This is a genomic window from Phyllobacterium lublinensis (assembly GCF_020164435.1).
GTDB lineage: Bacteria > Pseudomonadota > Alphaproteobacteria > Rhizobiales > Rhizobiaceae > Phyllobacterium > Phyllobacterium lublinensis.
Genome location: NZ_JAIUDQ010000005.1, coordinates 107330 through 123350, shown reverse-complemented (window position 1 = coordinate 123350; position 16021 = coordinate 107330). Strand labels below are relative to the sequence as shown.

17 protein-coding genes are annotated in these 16021 nt (G+C 56.8%); 7 read left to right on the top strand and 10 right to left on the bottom strand.

Annotated features, from left to right (window positions below; translation table 11 throughout):
* Positions 1-133: 133 nt before the first annotated feature.
* From eno to K9U38_RS08555, 4 genes are all read right to left on the bottom strand, one after another.
* Complete coding sequence (gene eno / locus K9U38_RS08570) at positions 134-1411, bottom strand: phosphopyruvate hydratase (protein ID WP_224493931.1); 1278 nt, start codon at positions 1409-1411, stop codon at positions 134-136.
* A gap of 158 nt (positions 1412-1569) precedes the next feature.
* Positions 1570-1944: a PRC-barrel domain-containing protein gene (locus K9U38_RS08565; RefSeq protein ID WP_224493930.1), complete on the bottom strand. Its 375-nt coding sequence runs from the start codon at positions 1942-1944 to the stop codon at positions 1570-1572.
* Between the two features lie 105 nt (positions 1945-2049).
* Positions 2050-2880: a 3-deoxy-8-phosphooctulonate synthase gene (kdsA, locus tag K9U38_RS08560; RefSeq protein WP_224493929.1), complete on the bottom strand. Its 831-nt coding sequence runs from the start codon at positions 2878-2880 to the stop codon at positions 2050-2052.
* Positions 2880-3773: a VOC family protein gene (locus tag K9U38_RS08555; protein ID WP_224493928.1), complete on the bottom strand. Its 894-nt coding sequence runs from the start codon at positions 3771-3773 to the stop codon at positions 2880-2882. Before K9U38_RS08555 ends, kdsA begins: the two co-directional genes overlap by 1 nt.
* 297 nt (positions 3774-4070) lie before the next feature.
* Here K9U38_RS08555 and K9U38_RS08550 point away from each other — a divergent pair, with 297 nt between their 5' ends.
* Positions 4071-4604 carry a hypothetical protein gene (locus tag K9U38_RS08550; protein WP_224493927.1) on the top strand — a complete coding sequence of 178 codons (534 nt, stop codon included), beginning with the start codon at positions 4071-4073 and terminating at the stop codon, positions 4602-4604.
* Positions 4605-4707: 103 nt separating this feature from the next.
* On the opposite strand, the gene K9U38_RS08545 is transcribed toward K9U38_RS08550, so the two are convergent.
* Positions 4708-4866, bottom strand: a complete 159-nt coding sequence (locus K9U38_RS08545) for a hypothetical protein (protein WP_224493926.1) — start codon at positions 4864-4866, stop codon at positions 4708-4710.
* On the opposite strand from K9U38_RS08545, the gene K9U38_RS08540 reads away from it, so the two are divergent.
* Positions 4865-5197 carry a glycosyl hydrolase family 65 domain-containing protein gene (locus K9U38_RS08540; protein WP_224493925.1) on the top strand — a complete coding sequence of 111 codons (333 nt, stop codon included), beginning with the start codon at positions 4865-4867 and terminating at the stop codon, positions 5195-5197. The two genes, K9U38_RS08545 and K9U38_RS08540, sit on opposite strands and share 2 nt — an antisense overlap.
* Positions 5198-5262: 65 nt before the next feature.
* On the opposite strand, the gene pyrG is transcribed toward K9U38_RS08540, so the two are convergent.
* The 4 genes from pyrG to tpiA form a co-directional block, all read right to left on the bottom strand.
* Positions 5263-6891, bottom strand: coding sequence for a CTP synthase (gene pyrG / locus K9U38_RS08535; RefSeq protein ID WP_224493924.1), 1629 nt, complete (start codon positions 6889-6891; stop codon positions 5263-5265).
* 145 nt (positions 6892-7036) lie between these two features.
* On the bottom strand, positions 7037-7720 hold the full coding sequence (locus K9U38_RS08530; RefSeq protein WP_224493923.1) for a L,D-transpeptidase: 684 nt from the start codon (positions 7718-7720) through the stop codon (positions 7037-7039).
* A 212-nt stretch (positions 7721-7932) separates the two neighbouring features.
* On the bottom strand, positions 7933-8427 hold the full coding sequence (gene secG / locus K9U38_RS08525) for a preprotein translocase subunit SecG (RefSeq protein WP_224493922.1): 495 nt from the start codon (positions 8425-8427) through the stop codon (positions 7933-7935).
* A 113-nt stretch (positions 8428-8540) separates the two neighbouring features.
* Positions 8541-9305 carry a triose-phosphate isomerase gene (gene tpiA, locus K9U38_RS08520; RefSeq protein WP_224493921.1) on the bottom strand — a complete coding sequence of 255 codons (765 nt, stop codon included), beginning with the start codon at positions 9303-9305 and terminating at the stop codon, positions 8541-8543.
* A gap of 154 nt (positions 9306-9459) precedes the next feature.
* On the opposite strand from tpiA, the gene K9U38_RS08515 reads away from it, so the two are divergent.
* Genes K9U38_RS08515 through K9U38_RS08495 form a run of 5 tightly spaced genes read left to right on the top strand, consistent with a single transcriptional unit; the run spans position 9460 to position 14898 of the window.
* The gene (locus K9U38_RS08515; RefSeq protein ID WP_224493920.1) at positions 9460-11349 is read left to right on the top strand and encodes a peptidyl-prolyl cis-trans isomerase; all 1890 of its coding nucleotides are present in this window, start codon (positions 9460-9462) and stop codon (positions 11347-11349) included.
* A 15-nt stretch (positions 11350-11364) separates the two neighbouring features.
* Positions 11365-12384 carry an anthranilate phosphoribosyltransferase gene (gene trpD / locus K9U38_RS08510; RefSeq protein WP_224493919.1) on the top strand — a complete coding sequence of 340 codons (1020 nt, stop codon included), beginning with the start codon at positions 11365-11367 and terminating at the stop codon, positions 12382-12384.
* A gap of 2 nt (positions 12385-12386) precedes the next feature.
* Entirely contained in the window at positions 12387-13205 is an 819-nt protein-coding gene (gene trpC, locus K9U38_RS08505; protein ID WP_224493918.1) for an indole-3-glycerol phosphate synthase TrpC, read from the top strand.
* Positions 13202-13687 carry a cyclic pyranopterin monophosphate synthase MoaC gene (moaC, locus tag K9U38_RS08500; RefSeq protein WP_224493917.1) on the top strand — a complete coding sequence of 162 codons (486 nt, stop codon included), beginning with the start codon at positions 13202-13204 and terminating at the stop codon, positions 13685-13687. Before trpC ends, moaC begins: the two co-directional genes overlap by 4 nt.
* 2 nt (positions 13688-13689) lie before the next feature.
* The gene (locus tag K9U38_RS08495) at positions 13690-14898 is read left to right on the top strand and encodes a molybdopterin molybdotransferase MoeA (protein ID WP_224493916.1); all 1209 of its coding nucleotides are present in this window, start codon (positions 13690-13692) and stop codon (positions 14896-14898) included.
* Positions 14899-14934: 36 nt separating this feature from the next.
* On the opposite strand, the gene K9U38_RS08490 is transcribed toward K9U38_RS08495, so the two are convergent.
* Entirely contained in the window at positions 14935-15984 is a 1050-nt protein-coding gene (locus tag K9U38_RS08490) for a Gfo/Idh/MocA family protein (RefSeq protein ID WP_224493915.1), read from the bottom strand.
* Positions 15985-16021: the final 37 nt, after the last annotated feature.

The window sequence follows — 16021 nt, the reverse complement described above, 5'->3', positions numbered from 1 at the left end:
CGGATCGGGATGGTCCGATTTGTCATCAGCCGATAAGACCATGTTTTGCTTAACGGGCGATTACCGCCCTCATCCAAAAACAAAATGGCGGACACAGGGCCCGCCATTTCATACTGCTTGAATAATCGAATTGTCAGGCGTTGCGGAAGATTCCGCGACCGGCATAGCGGGCCTGCGGTCCCAGTTCTTCCTCGATGCGGATGAGCTGATTGTACTTGGCGACCCGGTCTGAACGGGCGAGAGAGCCGGTCTTGATCTGCCCGCAATTGGTGGCGACAGCCAGATCGGCAATCGTTGAATCTTCGGTTTCACCCGAACGATGCGACATCACGGCCGTGTAGGCAGCGCGGTGTGCGGTATCCACCGCATCAAACGTTTCCGAGAGCGTGCCGATCTGGTTGACCTTGACCAGGATTGAATTGGCGACGCCCATCTTGATACCATCGCGCAGGCGGGCCGAATTGGTGACGAACAGATCGTCACCTACGAGTTGGCACTTGTTGCCGACGAGATCTGTCAGGTACTTCCAGCCTTCCCAATCATCCTCAGCCATGCCGTCTTCAATGGTGATGATCGGGTAGTCAGCTACGAGCTTGGCAAGGTATTTCGCCTGGGTCTTCGGGTCACGCGACTTCTTTTCACCTTCATAAACGTAATTGCCGTCCTTGAAGAATTCGGTCGAGGCGCAGTCGAGGCCAATCGCAATTTCTTCGCCAGGCTTGAAGCCGGCCTTTTCGATGGATTCCACAATGAAGTCCAATGCGGCCTGCGCCGTCTTCAGGTTCGGAGCAAAACCACCCTCGTCACCCACATTGGTGTTATGACCGGCATCCTTGAGACGCTTCTTCAGCGTATGGAAGACTTCAGAACCGTAGCGAACAGCCTCAGCTATCGACGAAGCTCCTACTGGCAGGATCATGAACTCCTGAAAATCAATGGGATTGTCGGCGTGCGCGCCACCATTGATGATGTTCATCATTGGCACCGGCAGAACATGGGCGCTTGGGCCGCCCAGATAGCGATAGAGTGGCAGACCGGAAGCTTCGGCTGCGGCCTTTGCAACCGCCAGAGAAACGCCTAGAATTGCATTGGCACCAAGGCGGCTCTTGTTGGGCGTGCCATCCAGATCGATCATTGTCTGATCGATGTGGATCTGGTTTTCCGCTTCCAGACCACCAACAGCATCGAACAACTCCCCATTGACCGCATCGACAGCCTTCTGAACACCCTTGCCGAGGTAACGGGCACCGCCATCGCGAAGTTCGACTGCTTCGTGCGCGCCGGTCGAGGCGCCGGAAGGCACCGCTGCACGGCCCTTGGAACCGTCTTCGAGAATGACATCGACTTCAACAGTCGGATTCCCGCGACTATCCAGAATTTCACGGCCAATAATATCGACAATAGCAGTCATGGGGTATTTTCCCTTTCAATTAGCATTGTGCAGCTGGCATTGCGCAGCGTTGGGCTGCCACTGCATAGCGAATGAAGATGACAAGGAAAATCCCCACAATGGGTAATTGTGAATCAAAAAACGAAAAAAGGCCGTCTGGTGACGGCCTTTGGTCAGGATCAGTAGAGGTTTTGAGTCGGTGAATCGACCTTGTAGTATGTGAAGGACATGTCGCGCACGCGACGTCCGTCATTTTCCGTAAGCTCGGTAATGCCGTGAGCCGGCGCCTGTTCAAGTTGCTCCTTGGTAAACGGAACAACATAACCGCTGGTGCTCTCGTCATAGTCGAGCAGTTTCCATGGCACTGCATGGTATTTTTCGCCAATACCCAGAAAACCGCCGAAACCAATGACCGCAAACATGATGTTGTCCGCCGTCTTGTCCAGCATCACATCCTCGATTTCACCGATCTTGTCGCCAGTTCCATTGTAGACACTGGTACCGATGACACGGGATGCCCGGATGGCTGTGGTATGTCCTGAATTGGTTGGCATATTGCTCACTCCTCTTGCTGTGTGCATGGAGGGTTAATGAGCAAAGCCGGTGCAGGGTTGCATAAAAATTTTATTTAATCAGTTGGAACCTTGTCGCCCCGGCCTTCACGCCTTCTTGGCGATCCGATCGAATTCCAGTAGCCGTTCGAGAAGCCTTGGCATCTGATCGAGCGGCACCATATTTGGACCATCCGATGGGGCGTTGTCGGGATCCTGGTGCGTTTCAATGAAGACACCGGCGACACCAACCGCAACAGCCGCCCGCGCCAGCGTCTCGACGAATTCTCGTTGGCCGCCTGTCGATCCTCCCTGCCCGCCCGGCTGCTGCACCGAGTGTGTGGCGTCAAAGATCACAGGCGCGCCCATGCCGGCCATGATCGGCAGCGAACGCATATCGGAAACGAGCGTATTATAGCCAAAGGATGCACCCCGCTCGGTCACCATCACATTGGGATTTCCGCTTTCCGTCACCTTTGCAACGACATTCTTCATGTCCCAGGGAGCAAGAAACTGCCCTTTCTTGACATTGACGACCTTGCCCGTCTTCGCCGCAGCAACCAGAAGGTCGGTCTGCCTGCACAGGAAGGCAGGGATCTGCAGCACGTCAACCACCTGGCCCAGAATGATGCACTGCTCTTCTGTATGCACATCGGTTAAAGTCGGAAGCCCGAACTCCTTGCGGATGTCGGCAAATACCGGCAACGAGTTCTCCAGCCCGAAGCCACGCTTTCCGGTCAATGAGGTACGGTTGGCCTTGTCAAAACTCGATTTGTAGACGAGACCTATACCAAGCTTTTTCGTCATTTCCTTCAATGCGCCCGCCATGTCAAACGCATGCTGACGGCTTTCCATCTGGCAGGGACCGGCGATCAGTGAAAATTGCGCGGTGTTTGAAAATGCGACGTTACCGGCAAGAACGGTGGTGTTCAGGGACATTAGAAAGCCTCAAATGCGATGGCAGCGCCCAACCCCGGTGCTTTGTGCACAATCAGGCGGTCGCCGCGCTTTTCAAAGGGAATATTGTTCTGCGCAAGCAGGGATTCAACCATTGCCATGTCACGCACGCCAAGCACGAAGGCCTGCAGGCGCAGGCCACGTTCAAGCGCAGGCGATTCAATGCCAAAGAATGACCTCAAACCTTGCGGCGTCAATACGGTGATATTCGCATTGGCAGCGCGCAAGTCCATGCCAAAGGAATGGGCATTTACGTCCCGCTGATTGATCACGTCCTGCAGCGGGTACTGAAAGTCCGTTGGATTGACTTCAGACAAGACGATCTCACGCAATGCAACAGCGCCGTTGCCATGGTTCTGAAGCGCAGTGCGATCGACTTTGGGCGTATTGACCCGCTCGCAGGTGAAGAAGAACACGTCGGGTGCGCGCAGGTCGGCAGCAAATGCGAGGCGGAAACCGGCGATATCTTCCTTGCCGCCTGGTGTTTTGAACGGCCGTGAGAAGCTCAGCATGGCACCGGCCGATATGCCCGCCTGCACAAATGCATCGTGATCCGCGCTGGCGTCGTGGGTCCCCATGACCAGCGCGGAAAAACCATCCTGACCGTTGCGAAAGCGGTAGGCCTGATCCCGCGCGACGAAGACATTGCCGCTCCGTGCTTCAGCTTCGCACGTCTCCCGCTGGGCAATGGCAAGAAACTCAAGAAAACTGTCGTCGCTCAAGAATACGCAGACATTCTCCGTTCCGAAGGGATGTACGCCCACCGGCGCAACCGTAAAGCCCATGCGCTGCAGTCGCGATTGCGCAACGCTGATATCCGCTGTTGGCAACACCAGATGATCGACAGGACGGGATGTGCGCGGTGCTTTGTTCATGACGGAACAGGATTTGGCCGATGCTCGGCAAAATGGCAAGGTGAAAATCGGATCGCGGCCGCAATTCGTGCCCACCTATGCAACTAAAGTACAATTTCATTTTTTCGATAGTCAAATAAAGAATACCGATCGTGTGAGTGACGGAAAACGGCTCGTCGATATTTTCGACTGACTAAAGGGAAAGCGAATGCAGCCTGGATTGACCAGGCATCGTTAAAAAAGCCAAAATAGAATCCATGGAGGAGTATATGGTTATCCGCACCGCATTGGCTGTGGGGCTGGTTGGTTGTGCCGTGCTTGCCGTTTGCAACGGCTCCGACAACAAGGCCGAGCAGGCATCAAATTCCACAAGAACAGATCATATCGCAAGCGGCTACCATCAAGCAGCTGGAGGGTGACCTGGAAGACTTGCGCCAGGCAAGCACCGAGGAATTACAAAAGCGGGAGTCGATAATCGCGGATCTCAGGACCTCGCTGGCCGGGTTGCCTGCAGGCACCAAAGTCAGCGATATCGTCACTGAAAACGTACTTCTCAGAAACCTGGCAAAGGGTTTGCCGGAGGGGGCGACTGTTGCGGACCTCAACGCCAAGATCAGTGAGATGCAACGCAACCTCGACGAGGACAAGCTCGCATTCGACAAAATCAACGAGTTGCTGGGAAAACCCACAACTGCCAAAGAAGCGGATATTCTAAAAACTATCGAAGAGTTGAATGGGATCCTTTCCAAACTTCAGGAGGAGAACAAGCTTTACAAGGAACGGATTGCAAAGCTTGATCTGCCGGTTGATCCGAAAGCAGCGCCACTGCCGCCAATGATTTCGACCTGGTGACTGGCGCCGACGAGTTTGCCGAGAACAAGTCTACCGAAGACGTTACCAATGGTTCCGCGATAAAAGCCTTGGAAATAGCGACCAATGTCGGAGAAAAACTTGGCTAGGAAATTCCCGAGACCTTGGACGCAGTCCGCAGCGAGATCGTGCCACCGTTGCTCGACAGCCAAGGAATACGCACCGTCAATCTTCGGACTTCCTCCTCGACAATCTGAATAATCGTATCAAGCAGCGGCTTCCTGCAGGGCGTGGGCATGGGCATGACGGGCTATCGCTCCCGAGACGAAGGGATCGTGTTGAAACCATTCCTGCCCGAGACCTTCGAGCGCCAGCCGGCAAACCGCGTCTTCTTCAAAGGTTTGAAATGGCAGGGCCGTGAATTCAATGTCGATATTGGCAGGACAGATACCTGGGTTACCCTGACCAAGGGTGAGCCCGCACCGGTCCAGACCGGCGACGATCCGGCCGTACTGGTTACGTTGACAAAGGAAGCGTTGAAAATCCCAACCCGCCAGCCCGAGCGGCGGGACGCCAATGGCAATGCTTCGCCCTGCGCCGCGCCGCAACAAAGCAGCATTATGCATTTGCAATAGCAACTCGACAAACGCAAAAGGCCCTGCATCGCGCAGGGCCTTTGAGCTCCAGCCAAGTTGGACGCCTAAACCAGCCTGTTTTGTGCCATCGCGGCGTGAATGAACGAGGCGAACAGTGGATGCGGCTCGAACGGACGCGATTTCAGCTCCGGATGATATTGCACGCCGATAAACCAGGGATGATCCGGATATTCTATGGTTTCGGGCAGCACGCCGTCCGGCGACATGCCTGAGAACACCAGCCCGCATTCTTCCAGACGGTCCTTGTAGTCGATGTTCACTTCGTAGCGATGACGATGGCGTTCGGAAATATCGGTCGAACCATAGATATCGGCAATGCGCGTGCCGGATTTCAGCAATGCTTCGTAGGCACCAAGCCGCATGGTGCCGCCAAGGTCGCCCGACTGGGCGCGCTTTTCCAGCATGTTGCCCTTTAGCCATTCGGTCATCAGGCCGACTACCGGTTGTTCTGTCGGGCCGAATTCGGATGATGACGCGTTCTCGACGCCTGCCAGCGAACGCGCTGCCTCCAGCACCGCCATCTGCATGCCGAAACAGATGCCGAAATACGGAACCTTCTTCTCACGAGCAAACTTTGCAGCCAGTATCTTGCCTTCCGACCCACGCTCGCCGAAGCCGCCTGGGACCAGGATGCCATGGACCTTCTGGAGATAGGGCGCCGGATCTTCCTGTTCGAAGATTTCCGATTCGATCCAGTCGAGATTGACCTTTACCCTGTTGGCCATGCCGCCATGGTGGAGGGCTTCGATCAGCGATTTATAGGCATCCTTGAGGCCGGTATATTTGCCAACGATGGCAATGGTAACCTCACCTTCCGGATTGTGGATGCGATGGCTGACCTCATCCCAACGCTCCATGCGCGGTTTCGGGGCAGGATCGATGCCAAAGGCCGCCAGCACTTCCGAATCAAGGCCTTCCTTGTGGTAGGCCATCGGCACGTCATAGATGGTATCGACGTCGAGCGCCTGAATGACCGCTGATGCGCGGACATTGCAGAACAGTGACAGTTTGCGGCGCTCAGATTCCGGGATCTCGCGATCAGCGCGAATGAGCAGGATATCCGGCGCGATGCCGATCGAGCGGAGTTCCTTGACGGAATGCTGCGTCGGCTTGGTCTTGAGTTCTCCTGCTGCCGGAATGTAGGGCATCAGCGTCAAGTGAATATAGACGGCGCTACCGCGCGGCAGATCATTGCCAAGCTGGCGAATGGCTTCGAGGAATGGCATGGCTTCAATGTCGCCAACCGTGCCGCCGATTTCGCACAGGACGAAATCATAGTCTTCATTGCCTTCGACAATGAAATTCTTGATCTCGTCGGTGACGTGAGGAATGACCTGAACCGTCGCACCGAGGTAGTCACCCCGGCGTTCCTTTTCGATAATATTCCGGTAGATGCGCCCCGTTGTAATATTGTCCTGCTTGTTGGCGGGACGTCCGGTAAAGCGCTCATAGTGACCGAGATCAAGGTCAGTCTCAGCACCGTCGTCGGTCACAAAGACCTCGCCGTGCTGATAGGGCGACATCGTACCGGGGTCGACGTTGAGATAGGGGTCGAGCTTGCGAATACGAACACGGTATCCACGAGCCTGCAGGAGTGCCGCCAAAGCGGCAGCAGCGATGCCTTTTCCGAGGGAAGAAACCACGCCGCCAGTGATGAAAACATATCGGGCCATGGGCTTATCTCGTTAGTCCTTTGCAAGTGATTTGGCCACAAAAAAATCGGCATTGACGCCGTTTTTCCCGCTCCAATTGGTTTTACATTCAAACAAAACGGCCAGACGCGAGGCCTGGCCGTTTCAACAAAATCGAAGATATTTGTTACAGAACAATTACTTCCGTGCCAATGCTGACACGATTGTAGAGATCGATAACATGATCATTGACCATACGGAAGCAGCCGTTGGATGCTGAGCTTCCAATGGTCCAGGGCTGGATCGTGCCGTGAATGCGCACATGCGTATCCTTGTTTCCCTGAGAAAGGTACAGGGCACGTGCACCAAGCGGATTGCCCGGTCCACCGTCCATGCCGTTTTCATACTTGGCATAATGGGCCGGCTCGCGCTCGATCATTTCCTTGGTCGGAATCCAGCGCGGCCATTCGCGCTTGGTCTGGATCGTTGCAGTTCCCTTGAACTCCAGCCCTTCCTTGCCAACTGCGATGCCGTAGCGGCGTGCGGAGAATGGCGATTCGACGAGGTAAAGGAACTTGGCCTTCGGGTCGATCACGATCGTTCCCGGCCTGTATCCGGAGAATGCAACATCCTGAGGCATATATTTCGGGTCGATACCATATTTGGTTTTAGGCTTCGCCTTTGCCTGGTTCGCAGGCTTGCGAACTTCAGCCACCTCGATCGGCTTGACCGCCTCATCCGCAGCGACTGCCGGCTCGGCGTTATCTCCACCGAATGGACTCAGTATTTTCTGGAGGATCGGTTCTGCGGATGCCGGGCCGGCCAGGGCCAGGACCGACATTCCAACAAGCAGAGAGCGACGTGATAGCATAGTTTCCATATTTCCCGCATAGACTGCACAACGCCCTCACGGCGTTTGCCCGGCCCCTGAGGCCAACCTGGTATCGCGATATCCGAAGACCGGATTCTTCTCAATGCAAATAGCCGTGAAGAACTAGCCTGTTCGATTCTTCATCGGTAACGGTTGCGGAAGCGCAACACTTATGTTTGCGCCACCACCAAGCATTCTACACGCGAACGTTCTTACTGTGAATTGGGAACTGGATTCGCGGGCTGCGCAGGCGTGACTGGTGCAGTCGGCGCAGGCAGTGTCGATTCGGGCGTTGCCGGGGCAGTCGTGCCAGGCGCAGCCGAACCCGATGCCGGTGGCGTTGCCGGCGCATCCGACGCTGGCGCCGCATTATTCGACGATGAACCACCGAGCTGATTCAGGATGCCACCGCTTGCTGGCGGCTGCTGTCCGGCAGGCTGGTTGCCTGTGGCAGCTGGAATCCGGTTGAGAATATCCGTGGGGCTTTCGCCGTAGCGTGCCATGATGCCAAGGGCCAGAGACGTGATAAAGAAGCCTGTGGCCAGGATGGCAGTCGCGCGCGTCAAGACATTCGCAGCGCCGCGCGCAGTCATGAAGCCGGAGCCGCCGCCAATTCCGAGACCACCGCCTTCAGAGCGCTGCATGAGCACGACGCCAACGAGGGCAAGTACAATCAGAAGGTGAATGACGATAACGACGGTTTGCATGGAATATGTTCTGCTTTCTAGGTGTCGGACGCGGCTCTTTACACCGGATCGGTCAATAAACCAAGCCCGTCAGGCGACAGTTTTCTTGCGGTTCTCGCGGTTTTTCTCGCCATTCAAAGAGAATGATATGCCTCACAGATGGCGAGGAAGTCGGCAGCTTTCAAGCTCGCCCCTCCAACCAGTGCTCCATCCACATTCTCAACGCCCAAGAGTTCGACCGCATTGGACGGCTTGACGGATCCGCCATAGAGGATGCGCATTCTTGCACCATCCGCCGCAAAGCGCTTGTCGAGTGCCGCCCTGATGAAAGCATGTACCTGCTTCACATCGCCCACTGTCGGCGTGAGGCCCGTGCCGATTGCCCATACCGGTTCATAGGCAATGATTGTATTGCGCGCATTGGCGCCATCCGCAACGGAACCGGCAAGCTGCGTTGATATCACGTCGAGTGTGGACCCTGCCTTCCGCTGGGCTTCGGTTTCGCCGACGCATATGATGGCGACGAGTCCCGCATCCCAAGCCGCCTTTGCCTTGGCATTGACGATCGCATCGGTTTCTCCGTGATCGGACCGGCGTTCCGAGTGGCCGACAATAACGTGGGATGCACCGGCATCCTTCAGCATGTCCGCCGATGTATCGCCCGTATGAGCCCCAGACTTCTTGAAATGGCAATCCTGGCCGCCAATGCTCAACGCCTCGCCTTCGACGGATTGCGCCGCCCTGAACACGAGCGTTGCCGGGACGCAGATCAATGCATCGATCTTTTCGCCGATGGCGGAATTGGGCCGGTTGACGATCATGCGCAATTCGTCGAGCGACTCCCCCGTGCCATTCATTTTCCAGTTACCTGCAACGAGCGGGCGGACGTCAGGGGTCATTGGATCTTCCTCAGATAATGATTTTAGCGGTTTTCTTCGATCATTGAGTGCCTGACTACCAAATTCACTGGATAAAGCAATCGACACAAGCCTTGCATCACGCTATTCCCCATTGGATTCAAATTAAGCCTCTTGACTGATACGGTGACTTTATATGCTCGACTCTCTCCGCAATGTTGCACAGACCTGGGTGGTCAAGGTGCTCATGGGCCTTCTCGTGATCAGCTTTGCCGGATGGGGGGTCTCTAACACCATACTTGGCGCTATCGGCGGGAATGCGGCAATTCGCGCCGGCCATTCGGAGGTTTCACCGGTGGACTACCGCCTTGCCTATGATCGTGAGCTGAATGCGCTGTCGCAGCGTTTCGGGCAACGTCTGACGCGTGAACAGGCGGATGCGATCGGGATTGGCAATCGGGTTCAGGCTCACCTGGTCGCCGGTGTTGTTCTGGATGAGCAGGCACGGACCATGTCACTTGGTCTCTCCAAGGACCGGCTGGCGCAGCTTGCAGCAGAGGACCCGGCGTTCCAGGGGGCCGATGGCCGATTCAGCCCTGCCCAGTTCGATGCCGTACTGCGAAACGCAGGCATGACCCCCCAGAACTATCTTGACAACAGTGCGCAGGTGGCCCGCCGGCAGCAGATCGTTGAAGCTGTCGCCGATGGCATCAAGGTGCCTGACACGCTGCTCAAGGCAATCGCCATTTACAAGGGCGAGTCGCGGACCGTCGACTATGTCTCGATGCCGAAAAGCTTTGTTTCCGATATTGCCGATCCCAGCGATGCTGATCTGAAATCCTATTTCGAGGCAAACAAGGAAGCATACAGTGCGCCCCAGTACCGTAAGGTCAGCTTTGTCAAGCTTGAGCCAACGGACATCGCAAATCCGGCAAGCGTAACGCCCGAAGAGATCAAGGCCGAATATGACAAGAATATCGCCCGGTATTCGACACCCGAGACGCGCACGGTCGAACAATTGACGTTCGCCAATGAAGATGCGGCCAAGGCAGCCCACGACAAGATCGTTGCAGGCACAAGCTTCGAGGACATCGTCAAGGCGGAAGGCAAGACACTGGACGACGTTCGGCTCGGCACGTTTCCGAAAACCGCCCTGCCCGACCAATCCATAGCCGATCCGATTTTCGGCCTTCAGGCCAATGGTGTCAGCGATGTGTTGAAGGGCGCTTTTGGTCCCGTTATCGTTCGTGTTTCTGCCATCAACCCGGAAGTAATCAAACCGCTCGCCGAGGTTGAAAAGGACATCCGCGAGACCATCGCCTTGACACAGGCGGCTTCGTCCATTGCCGATGTTCATGATGCTTATGAAAACGCCCGTGCCGAGGGCGCGAGCATGGCCGACGCCGCAGCCAAACAGAATCTCAAACTGGTCACGATCGAGGCAACCGACCAGACGGGGCGCGGCCCGGACGAAAAGGAAATACCAAACCTGCCGTTTGACGATAATCAGCTGGCAGCGATCTTCCAGGCCGACGTCGGCTTTGACAACGAACCGTTCAATCTCGGATCCAACAGCTATCTCTGGTACGACGTTGAAAGCGTAACCCCTGCGCGCGAACGTCCGCTGGACGAGGTTAAGGCTCGCGTCATCGAGCATTGGAAAACTGCCGAACAAGAAAAGCGTCTCAATGAAAAGGCCGAGGAAGTTCGCAAGCGTGTCGCCGATGGCGCCTCGCTCGATGACATCGCTGCCGAGTTCAAGTTTACCAAGGATACGAAACGCGGCATTACCCGTGAAAGCAAGGATGTCGACCTTGGCGAGGGCGGGGTAGCTTCGGTATTCGACGGTCCGCAGGGGCTGGTCGGCGTAACGGAATCTGCATCCGACGGGTCGAAGCTCATTTTCAAGGTTGCCGAATCCATCGAACCAGCGAATGTCGGGCCGGAGTCGCTGACCACGGCTGAACGCGAAGCCTTCTCATCACGGCTCGCCGATGATCTGCTCGACCAGTTGGTCGTGCAATTGCAGACCGTTTATCCTGTGACAGTCAATCAAACCGTCATCAATCAGGCGCTTGCCCGTTAGGCCGGAAGGGAAGCAATGGCAGAGTTGAAAAGTTTCATCGGCATTGCAGCGGCGGGTAAGGCCCTTTCCCGCGAACAAGCTGTTGAGGCCTTCGATATCATGATGTCCGGGCAGGCAACGCCGGCGCAGATCGGTGCCTTGTTGATGGCATTGCGCGTGCGCGGCGAAAACATCGATGAGATCGCAGGTGCGGTCTCCGCCATGCGCTCCAAGATGCTGAAGGTGAATGCTCCGGCTAATGCCGTCGACATTGTGGGGACAGGCGGTGACCAGTCGGGCTCATACAATGTTTCGACGTGCGCCGCCTTCGTCGTGGCGGGTGCTGGCGTTCCTGTAGCCAAGCACGGCAACCGCGCCCTTTCTTCGCGTTCCGGTGCGGCCGACACGCTGGCCGCGCTTGGCATCAACATAGAGATCGGTCCGGAGTTGATTGCGAAGTGTATCAATGAAGCTGGTATCGGCTTCATGTTCGCGCCAATGCACCACCCGGCAATGAAGCACGTGGGTCCCGCCCGTGTCGAACTTGGTACTCGTACCATTTTCAACTTGCTCGGCCCCCTCACCAACCCGGCGGGTGTCAAGCGGCAGCTCGTCGGGGTGTTTGCCCCCGAGTGGGTCGAACCCGTCGCCCACGTGCTGAAAAATCTTGGATCCGAATCCGTGTGGGTGGTCCATGGCGACGGCCTGGATGAAATTACCACGGCAGGCGTGACCAAAGTGGCAGCCCTTGAGAACGGCGCAATCCGCATGTTCGAGATCGATCCGGAATCCTTTGGCTTGCGGCTCGTTGATCCGCAGGACCTGAAGGGCGGTACCGCGGATGAGAACGCCGTCTCGCTGTTGTCTGTCCTTGACGGTGCACACGGCGCTTACCGCGATATCACGCTGTTCAACGCGGGCGCCGGGCTCGTCATTGCCGGCGCTGCGCCAGACCTGAAGACAGGCATAGCAATGGCCGCACATTCGATCGACAGCAATGCAGCACGAAATGTGCTAAGAAAGCTCGTCCACGTGTCCAACAGCGAGGCAAGCTGAGCATGGCTGACATTCTGCGGAAGATTGAAGCCTATAAGCGCGACGAAATCGCCGCGGCAAAGGCAACCGTCAGTATTGATGATCTGAAGGGGCGGGCGCAAGACGTGGAGGCGCCGCGCGGCTTCCTCAAGGCGCTTGAGACAAAGCGCGTGAGTGGACAATTTGCACTCATCGCTGAAATCAAGAAGGCAAGTCCCTCCAAGGGTCTGATCCGGGCTGATTTCAACCCGGCAGAATTGGCCAAGGCGTATGAATTGGGCGGTGCCGCCTGTCTTTCGGTGCTGACAGACGGTCCGTCATTTCAGGGCGCACCGGAGTTCCTGATTGCCGCGCGCGATGCGACGAGCCTACCCGCTTTGCGCAAGGATTTCCTGTTCGATACCTACCAGGTCTTCGAGGCCCGCAGCTGGGGTGCCGATTGCATTCTCATCATCATGGCAAGTGTCACAGATGACATCGCCAGGGCCCTCGAAGAAACCGCCCTATCACTCGGCATGGATGTGCTTGTCGAGGTGCATGATGAGGCGGAGATGGAACGCGCATTGCGCTTGTCATCCCCGTTGCTCGGTATCAACAACCGCGATCTGCGCACTTTCGACGTTAACCTTGCAGTATCGGAGCGCCTGGCAAAAATGGTGCCGCCGGCGAAATTCCTTGTGAGCGAAAGCGGTGTGTTCACAAACAGCGACTGCCTGAGACTCGCCGACTCCGGTATCGGCAGCTTCCTTGTGGGAGAAAGCCTTATGCGGCAGCAGGATGTGACAACTGCGACCAAGACGCTGTTGTATGGCACGGCGGAAGCGCAAACGGACGCCGCATGAGCGCGAGGCTGACGCATCTCGACGAGACGGGTGCAGCCCGCATGGTCGATGTCGGCGACAAGGCTGAAACGGTGCGTATCGCCGTCGCCGAAGGTTCAGTGAAGATGCAACCTGCAACGCTGACGCTCATCAAGTCGGGCAACGCCGCCAAGGGCGACGTCATTGGCGCGGCGCGCATTGCGGGCATCATGGCCGCGAAGAAGACCCATGATCTGATCCCGCTCTGCCATCCCCTGCTCCTGAGCAAGATTTCAGTCGAGATAGAGCCCGACGAAGCCTTGCCCGGATTGCAGGTCGTTGCGACAGTCAAGCTGACCGGCAAGACTGGCGTGGAAATGGAAGCGCTGACGGCGGTTTCGATCGCGTGCCTCACAATTTACGACATGGCCAAAGCGGTCGACAAGGGCATGGTCATTCAAGACATACGTCTCCTGCAAAAGAGCGGCGGCAAGTCCGGTGACTGGTCGGCGAGCGAGAAATAGAAATGGCAGGACTTCTTCCCGTTGATGAGGCGCTGGCGCGAATTCTTGGTGGTGCCCGAAGGGGTGACACCGAGATGGTTCCCCTGGATGAAGCCGGCGGACGCGTTCTCGCTGCGGATTTGCGGGCAACCCGCCAACAGCCGCCCTTTGCTGCGTCGGCCATGGATGGCTATGCCGTGCGGGCCGCTGACGTGACCGAGGTACCGGTCACGTTGAAGCTGATCGGCCAGTCTGCAGCGGGACACGGGTTTGCCGGTGTGGTCGGTGCAGGCGAAGCTGTCCGTATCCTGACCGGAGCGCCATTGCCGCAGGGTACCGATACGGTCGTCATTCAAGAAAACACTGTCCGCAAAGGCGACAGTGTCGAGATCGCCGAGACGGCCCCCCATGGAAAGAACGTTCGACGGGCCGGGCTGGATTTTGATGAAGGCGATTTGCTGCTGAATGCCGGACGTCTACTTGATCCTGCCGCGCTCGCCCTGGCCGCGGCTGCAAATCATCCAACCGTGCCTCTGGTGCGGCGTCCGCGCGTGGCAATTCTGGCGACCGGCGACGAACTGGTCAAACCGGGCGGCAGTTACCGGCCGGACCAGATAATCTCATCCAACAGCTATGGTCTGGCGGAAATCGTCCGAAATTCGGGCGCTCTCCCCGTCGACCTTGGAATCGCTGAAGATCGTCTTGAAGCATTGAGCGAAGCACTCGATCGGGCGATTTCCGCAGAAGCGGACATGCTTGTAACGCTTGGCGGTGCTTCCGTTGGTGATCATGACCTCGTGCAGCCGGCGTTGGCGGCGCGCGGCATGGAACTCGATTTTTGGAAGATCGCGCTTCGACCCGGCAAGCCGCTGATGTTCGGAAGGCTCAACGGGATGCAAATCCTGGGTCTTCCTGGCAATCCTGTCTCAAGCCTGATCTGCGCCCACATTTTCCTGAAACCGCTCATCCGTGCCGTGCTGGGATTGCCGCATGCTCCCAACTTGCGGACTGCCGTTTTGGGAAGCGATATGGGAACCAACGATCTGCGCCAGGATTATGTTCGCGCCCGCGTCGCGATGGATGCGGACGGCACGTTGATTGCAACGCCATTTGCGGTACAGGATTCATCCATGCTCAAATTCATGGCGGATGCCGACGGGCTGATTATCCGCAAGCCGCATGCCGCCGCGAGCAAGGCAGGCTCGACATGCACGGTGCTGATGCTGCGCTAGAGCCGTGAATCTGGCTGACACGGCTTGTATCCCTGATTACCCTTCCAACCGGTGCTCCCTGCGGTCGATCTCCGTAATGTTGGCGAGATCGAGCGCCTTCTGCAGCTTGGCCGCATGCAGGAATGATGGTTCCAATACCTTGCCCTGCCTCACCGCATCGACAAAGCGCTGATAATTTGTAGAAACAGGCTCGGCCTCAATCTCTCTCCATGTAGCAGTCTCGATGTCGTCACCGAGACATGCGAGCAGTTTTGACCCATCGTGGCGATGGACCACCTCGAAGGACCCCTTGTCGCCATATACGCGAAGACGCAATTCGTTGACGTGGCCTGTCGCCCAACGGCTCGAATGGACGACACCCAACGCACCATTGGTAAAGCTGACGGTCATGGTGAAGCTGTCGTTGGCATCCAGTTCATACTCGCCAATACGGTTACCGTCCGCCTTGTCGAAAGCCTTAAGTCGACAAAATATCTCGTCTATCTCCGTGTCCGTGCCGTGGACGACGAAATCGAGAATGTGCACTCCGACGTCGCCCAATGTGCCATTAGACCCATGCTTCTTGGATAGGCGCCAGAGCCACTTGCTTTCCGAGCGCCAGTCCCCCCATTGCTTTGAAACAAGCCAGCTCTGCAGATAGGACGCCTCGACGTGCCTGATCTTGCCGACCTCTCCACCTGTCACCAGTTTGCGGGCGGCCTGCAGCTGCGCGACGTTGCGATAGGTCAGGTTCACCATTCCCACCAGATTGGATGACTCGGCCCTTGCCGCCATTTCCATGGCGTCCTGATAGTTTGTCGCCAACGGTTTTTCGCAGAACACATGCTTGCCGGCGGCCAGGCATTGCAGCGTCGTCGCATGATGTGCGCTATCTGGCGTCACATTGGCGACCGAATCGAATTCTCCCCACGCGACGGCATCGCCTAGTGAAGTGAATGCTCGCTGGATATTGTACTTCTCGCGGAATGCTTCCGCTCGAGAAGGGTCGACGTCGACTGCACCAGCAAGCGTCACACCCTCGATCTCGATAAAATGACGGGCGTGTGTATGGGCCATATGGCCGGTCCCCAAGATTAAAAGGCGCATGGTCCAGTCCTTAGTTAAAGTGCCGCACAAACTCGCA